The organism is Pantoea sp. PNT03 (assembly GCF_014852515.1).
GTDB lineage: Bacteria > Pseudomonadota > Gammaproteobacteria > Enterobacterales > Enterobacteriaceae > Pantoea > Pantoea leporis.
The window spans coordinates 1-284 of the sequence record NZ_JACVBT010000023.1 but is presented as its reverse complement, the minus strand read 5'-3'; the positions used below and the strand labels follow the sequence as shown (position 1 = coordinate 284).

The window sequence follows — 284 nt, the reverse complement described above, 5'->3', positions numbered from 1 at the left end:
TGTGTAAGCGCAGCGATGCGTTGAGCTAACCGGTACTAATGACCCGTGAGGCTTAACCTTACAACGCCAGAGGCGTTTTGGTCTGAGAGACCGGATATTTTCAGCTTGTTTACGGATTAAAGAATCAGCGGAAGCGAATGTCATTCGTTTTTGCACAAAGAATTTGCCTGGCGGCTTTAGCGCGGTGGTCCCACCTGACCCCATGCCGAACTCAGAAGTGAAACGCCGTAGCGCCGATGGTAGTGTGGGGCCTCCCCATGCGAGAGTAGGGAACTGCCAGGCAT

Annotated in this window: 1 rRNA gene; it reads left to right on the top strand. The window is 53.2% G+C overall.

The features are described 5' to 3' along the window. Positions 1-166 precede the first annotated feature (166 nt). Positions 167-282, top strand: a 5S ribosomal RNA gene (gene rrf / locus IB226_RS23100). The last annotated feature ends 2 nt before the right edge of the window (positions 283-284 follow it).